Below are 7,032 nucleotides of genomic sequence, written 5' to 3'. Positions count from 1 at the left end.
GCAACAGAACTAACGGCTTTTTTAGATTACGAAAAATATGATCGAATTGGCTTCAACTCCGGCAATTCACGTAATGGTTCATATTCACGTACATTACACACGGAATACGGTGATTTAAATATCCAAATTCCACGTGATCGTAACGGCGAGTTCAAGCAACAGACGATCGCCCCCTATAAACGTTCAAATGACACGTTAGAATCAACCGTTATTCATCTCTTCCAAAAAGGGATTACGATGTCAGAAATCGTATGGCCATCATTACACGCCACAGACGATTTCCAACATGACAAAAGTGGTCACAGAACAGGTAGAAGCCTTTAATAAACGTCCCTTAAATGCACGCTATGTCTGCGTCTATTTAGATGCGACCTATATTCCTGTTCGTCGTGAAACGGTATCTAAAGAAGCTGTTTATATCGCTGTTGGTATTCGTGAGGACGGCTCAAAAGAAGTACTGGCCTACACGATTGCACCAACTGAATCTGCTTACAACTGGCAGGACTGCTCACAGAACTCAAGGAACGTGGTGTCGAAGAAGTGCTTCTGTTTACTTCTGATGGCTTAAAAGGCATGGTGGATGCCATTTCTACAGTCTTTCCGAAAGCGATTTGACGTAGTATTTATAGCACCAATCTGATTGAATCATTTAATAAACAAATTGAGAAATATACAAAACGCAAAGAGCAATTCTCAAACGAAGAATCACTTGAACGTTTCCTTGTTTCACAGTTTGAAGATTACAATCAAAAATTTGCGACACGTTGTCATATCGGTTTCAATCAGGCACGTGCAGCACTTGAAGTGATATTTGAGTTATAAGAAAAGGTTGGATTGTCATTTACACAAAATTATTGACACTCCCTATCATTTTTTAGCTAGATCTTAATGATTCCTATCTAATTCGAATTTTTTGGTAGACTCTTTCAATTTTTTGGTATTATCATTTTTTTTACTTTCCTCTTAAGGGATTTATTATTATATTTGCTTTGAATGCCATAACCTTATCCTGCTCCACTGTTCCTATACAATTAATTATAATTTCTGTTTTGGATACCATTTCTTTCTTGAGGACAAATTTCAATATGTCTGCTGGTGAAACTATTTTCAAGAATCTTGCTGAAACGTTTCTAAAAGAATAGTCAGATTCCCGTAGTTTTAAAAATTGCTCAATAGATTGTTTAATAGCTTCAACCATTAATAATCCTGGAAAAATACTTTTTTCTGGAAAATGTCCTTGTAAAAAGTAATCTCCTTCCGAAACATATTTATAAATGATTATTTTACTATCATTTATAATTTCAAATTTATCTATTTGGTTGAGTGGTTTCGGAAGGTGGTTCTTATTTTTCATGATAGTTTCATCCCTTTTAAAATTGCCCCTAACTTTCTATTCCCAGGATTACTGTATATTTCTATACCATAAAAACCACTTTCCTCAAAAGCATTTAACCATTCTTTTTCATAATAGAATCCCTTAATATAGTATTTGTTGCTCTTTTTTTGGGTATATCCGGGTAAGAGATTAAAAATAAACTCTTGATGCATTAGTGGATACGTGTTATCTCTAATACATTCGGAAATAATAAGTGATCCACCACTTTTTAATGAGTTTTTAATACTGTTTAATGTATAGAGAATATCGTTGGAACAATGTAAAGCATTTATGGCCACTATATAATCAAATTTTTTATTACTCACTTGTAAAGATATTTCTTTTTCAAAATTAAGAACTAATGTATTTAGGTCTTTATATGGAATTTCATTTTTGATGTATTTACACATAACTCTACTAATATCCGTCGCATAATATTGTATGTTTTTATATCTTTTATCAACAATATCTCTCGTAATTGCTTTGGTACCTGAACCAAAACCCGCACCTAATTCTAGAATTTCCTTATCGCTCAACGATTTTTGTTTTGTAAGGAAACTGGCAATCCATGCATTATGAACGTAATATAAATAGTTATTCTCTCCAAAATATTCTTTCCATAACCGTTTCCCATCTTTCCCCAAAAATAGTTTAATTGGGGAGATATTACCTTTAATAACATTTAGCCAATTCTCGCTAACATAATCTATCATTTTGTATGATACATCTAAGTCAACCATAGGCATTTTGGGTGAATCACGTTGATTAATCAAGACAAATTTATTTTTCTTTCTCTCAATAAACCCTTCTTGAATTAAAAAATCTAAAGCCCAATTAACGCTTGGTATAAAATTGGGCATACACTCAGTATTATTATAGACTTCTTCTCTAGTGAATGATGTTTTTTGTCCCAAAATAAGGTTTACATGATATAAAATATCAAGTATCTTTCTTCCTGTATAATAGGAGCTATAATCATATGCTTGATGATATTCTTTTGTAAAAAGGTTATTATCAACTATCTGCATCTTATCATTCCTTTGCTTTAAAACTTTTAACTACCCCAAATTGTCCATTACAAATAACTTGTCCTTTCACTGTGGCTATACCTTCTAATAATGCATGGTTACTATATACTTTTACTTTTTTTATTAATAAATCAATACAAGAGACTTTTAAAATAACGGAATTAAATTTTTCCATCTTAATTGACCCTAATACAGGAAGTTCATTCTCTTTTAATGGTTCAGTTTCAAATTGTATAAATATTATCCCTAATTGGGCTAATGCCTCTGTAATAAATGATGGTGAGAAGAATTCAGCTGCCTTGGTAATTTCTTGTGGCAATGACTCCGAATATAGTTTTGCCATCATATATTTCCCTTGTTTGTAATCAATTACCTCATCTATAAACCTGAATGGGCTTTTCTGAGGTAAATAATCTAGGTAATTATTCACACTAGTCAACATCCTTTTAAATTATTATTTCATCGGAATTGATGCATCTTCTTTAATAGAAAGGAATTGATTAGTTTCAACATTTTCTAATGATTGAACACGTCCACTTGGCCAAACTATTTTAATTTCTTTAATGACTTCATTTGAATCAGTACCAAAATGTATACGCGGATCGCTTTGACCACCAAAACCATTACCACCATCCCGTTCAATTAATGTTTCTTTGTCCTCAGTAATAATAGTAACCTTTGCTCCTATGGCATCTCTATTACTTGGTGGACTTCCTTCAAGTTCAATAGTTATCCAATTATTATCATTTGAAATATTATTTTTATATACTTTTGCTGGAGCATTTTGATTAGCAAAAACTAAATCAAGTTCTCCTGAGTTATCGATATCAACTACAGATATTCCTCGCCCATCGCTAGTAAAATTAATCCCCGCTTCTTCCGCAACATCTATGAACTCTTTTCCATTTCCCGGATTTAAGAATAAGAATTTATTTTCATTACCTGACAAATCTTTATCCCCAATAGTAGGCCAATTTTTAGTATCCTCTACCACATTTCCAGGAGTAGTTACAAGGGTTCCCAAATCAAACCAATAATCATCATCGCTTTCTCCAGTTATGAAGCCATTGGTAACCGCTAGACTAAATTCTCCAGAATTATTAACATCAAAGAATTTAGCTCCCCATGAAAAACCTGCATAATTGATCTTTAATTTATCAGCTATTTCTTCATATTCTCCGTTTTCATTAGGATACCAGAAATCATTTCCTTCTATAATGTAAGAATCCTTACTTACATTACTCACATAGATACCATATTCGCCTTTATGAAAAATATCAGCAAAATCCACGTTCATACCTTTATGGGTGTCATTCCCAAAATTATTTGGTTGAGTAACCCTTTTAAATCCCTCACCATTCTGATTAATGTATAAAGAATCTGGCCCGAAATCATTCGCATTATAAATATCTGGATATCCATCATGATTTAAATCAACCGATCCAGTAGATAAGGTCCATCCAGTGTCATCTACACCTAGATCACCCGCAACTTCGGTAAAAGTGCCGTCCCCATTATTTCTATAAAGATAGTTTTTCCCACCATTTACCGCTGTTTCAAAATCATCGTGCATAATTTTAGTAGTTTCAAGGTCCCATAAATTGTTTTCACTTCTAAAATAATTGGCAACATAAAGATCTAGATGACCATCTTTGTTATAGTCTAATGCTATTGCTTTTGCGGCATAACCAAACTTAGTAGTATTTGCTTCTTCTGTTACATCAGTGAAGGTTCCATCTCCATTGTTTTTAAACAGCTTACTATACCCCCAACTACCTACAAATAAATCAGGGTACCCATCATTATTGTAATCAAAAAATAGGGCTGTAGTTGAGACACTATCGTGGTTTATATCTGTAGTTATGCTATCTACTTTCTCAAAAGTGCCATCCCCTTTATTTCTGTAAAGACCATTTTCACTGCCTTTTTTCGAATTTGTAAAATACAAATCGTAATAGCCATCATTATCATAGTCTGCCACAGCAACTGAAGCCCCAGTTGAGGCAAGCCATGGCATAATATTATCTACCTTAGGGTCAAATGTCGGCTTTAAATGATTAAAATCAACATTTGATTCGGCCGTAATATCCGTATAATTGAAGGTTATATCATGTTTTTGTTTTTTGGATTGTCCAGCTGTATCCGTATTTATCGCGGTACAACCTACAGAAATTAACAAACCTACAATAAGAAATAATATTTTATGGTTTTTCATTTTATAGTCTCCTTAATTTTATTCGTATACTATATAATACGTCCATCAGGTATTAATACTTTACCAGTTATATAAGATAATGCATCGGAAAGTAAAAGCATAATACAGGAGGAAACCTCTTGTGCAGTACCAGTTCGTCTTAAAAGAATTTTTTTAAAAAGGATTTTTCAATTATCCCCTCGGTCATATCAATTTCAATTGAGCAAAATCCTTTTTGCTTTAACCATAGATATTTCGTTGGATGAGCATAATCCGAAGAAACAACTAAAGCAATATCCGCTTTATTACTCTTTATTAAAGATTGAGCTAAGTCCAATGCGTAACTACCAGAAGCGCATGCGTTATTTACAACATAATTTTGCCCTTCAAAACCAAATATTTTAGATAGATAAAAAAGATGTGGAAATGTTTGTATGTTAAAAAAATCCTCTTGAAATTCTTTCTAACATTTCTGGGTTATGTTGCTTTTGATTAAATGGGTTTTTAATTATTTTGTTTGTTAAATTATTAACTCCAGGGTTTTCGTGGGCTAATATAATAGATATTTTGTCTTTATTATTAATATCAAGACCCGATTCGTTAATGACTTCTTTGATAGCAACCAATAATAATTGAAAATCCTTATCTTCACTTAATGGAACCTTTCTTATATTATCTAATTCTCTTCCGGTGAACCAATTGAAAACATCAAATTTTTTAATGGGATAAACCGGAAATGATATTTCACCATCATTTTTTTAAAAAATTAAATCTCGTTTACGAATGGTTATTTCTTGAGTTAAAAATGATGACCAAGCTTCTTTCATACCCAGTCCAGCCGAACTAATATACTTGTTCCTGTAATAAACGTTTTAACTTTACCCAACAACTTTCCTTTCAGCTAGCTTTAATCGGTACATAATATCCAATACTGCATAAGACTGCTTCCCTCTAAAATCATAGTGTTCAATCTTGAAATCATTTAAAGGCAATCCTTTATCTTTTATTTGCAAAACTAAACTACTAATACTTTCGGGTTTAAGTTGATAATCAATTCTATGTTGAAAAATGGTAGGAACATTTAAATTGACTTCACAAACAATTGCTTTTCTCAAAATGTTCCTATTGAGCAAATCCTCTGCATACTCAAGTAACTTAACTCCAGACTCTCCCCCTTGGGAAATTGTTATATTTGCACCTACAGCTCCTAAAAGCATTGAAGCATATCCGCTAATAGAATTTAGGACAGTATTAGGAAATAATCTAGGATTAATTTTATCTATCCCATATTTTTCAGCATCTAAATAGAAGTCATAGATTGCTTTTAAATTTGAAAAAGAAGTTCCGACTATTATCCCGATATCTGTATATTTTTTCTCTCCTCTAGTATTAATGCCGACATTTTTTGCTGCCTCATACATTGAAATACAAGGTATTTTAATCTCACGGGGGGAACGCTTTATTAAAGGTAAATTAGACTCCAGATTGTCATCTATTTCGAAACAGTTAGATATTATAAAATCTGAAATAGATTCTCCTGGAAGACTGTCGAACCCCGAACCAAATGGTGTAACAACATTAAATCCACTTATACTTACTTCCTTCATAGTTTTCCCCTTCTTTCTGATTTAGTTTACTAACAAAATATCTATAAGGAATCATAAAGATAATACTTGTTAGAAATAGCGCGTAGAAAGGCGCGTGAGGAATTCTATTGACTCTCAAGATTCCGTCAATTATTGTTATAGTAAGAGCAAAGAGAATTTTTCCCGTTCTAGTTACCGGAGTAGTCTTGGGATCAGTGATCATGAAAAATATAAATAATTGTGTGGAAGCTCCCATAATGGGACCAATTGCCGCTAATAATGGTATGTCAAAAAATAAATGTCTAAAATATCCAATGATCAAAAAGAATAAAATAAAAGTAATAGCTACTTCCGCTCTCTTGGCAAAAACCACAACAATTAACCCTAAGGCTATTATTATAGACATCATAATATAGCCGTTAGACCATTGCTTAGGAGTTATCGTTGCAAACAAAGGAAAAAAAGTTATAATGAGCACTACCGCTAAATTATTAGGGTTAAAAATATGACCACCTTTATATTTGAAGGTATATTTCATACCAATAGATAAAAATCCTGCTAAAAAATATGGCCATAGTAAAGTGGAACTTATTAATAAGCTTAGTCCCATACCTGTAATGAGAGCGCTAATTGGCTTTACCCATTTTTTTAAGATGATTCTACCAAGAATCATTTCAGTTATGACTGTGGTCGCTATCGCAACAATAACGTTTTCTAGTCCTTGTTCAAAGTTTAAGTAAGTCTGACCAGATATAATAAATAATCCTAAAAACAATATAATGAGAAACCTGGGATCTAGTTTATAATCAGACCAAGATGTAATGTAGCTTTTATTAGATTTAGACATAT

9 protein-coding genes and 1 pseudogene are annotated in these 7,032 nt (G+C 32.5%); 1 reads left to right on the top strand and 9 read right to left on the bottom strand.

Features of this window, described 5'->3' with window-relative positions; all coding sequences use genetic code 11:
• Positions 1-822 (top strand): annotated as a pseudogene (locus tag KQI21_RS03670) (IS256 family transposase); the annotation flags it as partial.
• Positions 823-952: 130 nt separating this feature from the next.
• Here KQI21_RS03670 and KQI21_RS03665 read toward each other — a convergent pair.
• The 9 genes from KQI21_RS03665 to KQI21_RS03625 all read right to left on the bottom strand — a co-directional run bounded on the left by KQI21_RS03665 (position 953) and on the right by KQI21_RS03625 (position 7,030).
• A complete protein-coding gene (locus KQI21_RS03665; protein WP_216482663.1) occupies positions 953-1,354 on the bottom strand; it encodes an ApeI family dehydratase in 402 nt (133 codons plus the stop codon).
• Positions 1,351-2,403: a class I SAM-dependent methyltransferase gene (locus KQI21_RS03660; protein WP_216482662.1), complete on the bottom strand. Its 1,053-nt coding sequence runs from the start codon at positions 2,401-2,403 to the stop codon at positions 1,351-1,353. The genes KQI21_RS03665 and KQI21_RS03660 overlap by 4 nt, the downstream gene beginning before the upstream one ends.
• 4 nt (positions 2,404-2,407) lie before the next feature.
• The gene (locus tag KQI21_RS03655; RefSeq protein WP_216482661.1) at positions 2,408-2,833 is read right to left on the bottom strand and encodes a 3-hydroxyacyl-ACP dehydratase FabZ family protein; all 426 of its coding nucleotides are present in this window, start codon (positions 2,831-2,833) and stop codon (positions 2,408-2,410) included.
• A 24-nt stretch (positions 2,834-2,857) separates the two neighbouring features.
• On the bottom strand, positions 2,858-4,618 hold the full coding sequence (locus KQI21_RS03650; RefSeq protein ID WP_216482660.1) for a CRTAC1 family protein: 1,761 nt from the start codon (positions 4,616-4,618) through the stop codon (positions 2,858-2,860).
• 29 nt (positions 4,619-4,647) lie between these two features.
• The gene (locus KQI21_RS16670; protein WP_367112763.1) at positions 4,648-4,719 is read right to left on the bottom strand and encodes a hypothetical protein; all 72 of its coding nucleotides are present in this window, start codon (positions 4,717-4,719) and stop codon (positions 4,648-4,650) included.
• A gap of 38 nt (positions 4,720-4,757) precedes the next feature.
• Complete coding sequence (locus KQI21_RS03640) at positions 4,758-4,997, bottom strand: beta-ketoacyl synthase N-terminal-like domain-containing protein (RefSeq protein ID WP_296363181.1); 240 nt, start codon at positions 4,995-4,997, stop codon at positions 4,758-4,760.
• 37 nt (positions 4,998-5,034) lie between these two features.
• On the bottom strand, positions 5,035-5,223 hold the full coding sequence (locus KQI21_RS03635; protein WP_216482659.1) for a hypothetical protein: 189 nt from the start codon (positions 5,221-5,223) through the stop codon (positions 5,035-5,037).
• 252 nt (positions 5,224-5,475) lie between these two features.
• On the bottom strand, positions 5,476-6,204 hold the full coding sequence (locus tag KQI21_RS03630; protein WP_216482658.1) for a beta-ketoacyl-[acyl-carrier-protein] synthase family protein: 729 nt from the start codon (positions 6,202-6,204) through the stop codon (positions 5,476-5,478).
• Positions 6,176-7,030, bottom strand: a complete 855-nt coding sequence (locus tag KQI21_RS03625; protein ID WP_216482657.1) for an RnfABCDGE type electron transport complex subunit D — start codon at positions 7,028-7,030, stop codon at positions 6,176-6,178. The genes KQI21_RS03630 and KQI21_RS03625 overlap by 29 nt, the downstream gene beginning before the upstream one ends.
• Between the last annotated feature and the right edge of the window lie 2 nt (positions 7,031-7,032).

It is taken from the genome of Virgibacillus proomii (genome assembly GCF_018916875.1).
Lineage (GTDB): Bacteria > Bacillota > Bacilli > Bacillales > Amphibacillaceae > Virgibacillus > Virgibacillus proomii_B.
Note: the sequence above shows the minus strand (reverse complement) of the source record. Positions and strands in the feature narration are given on the sequence as shown.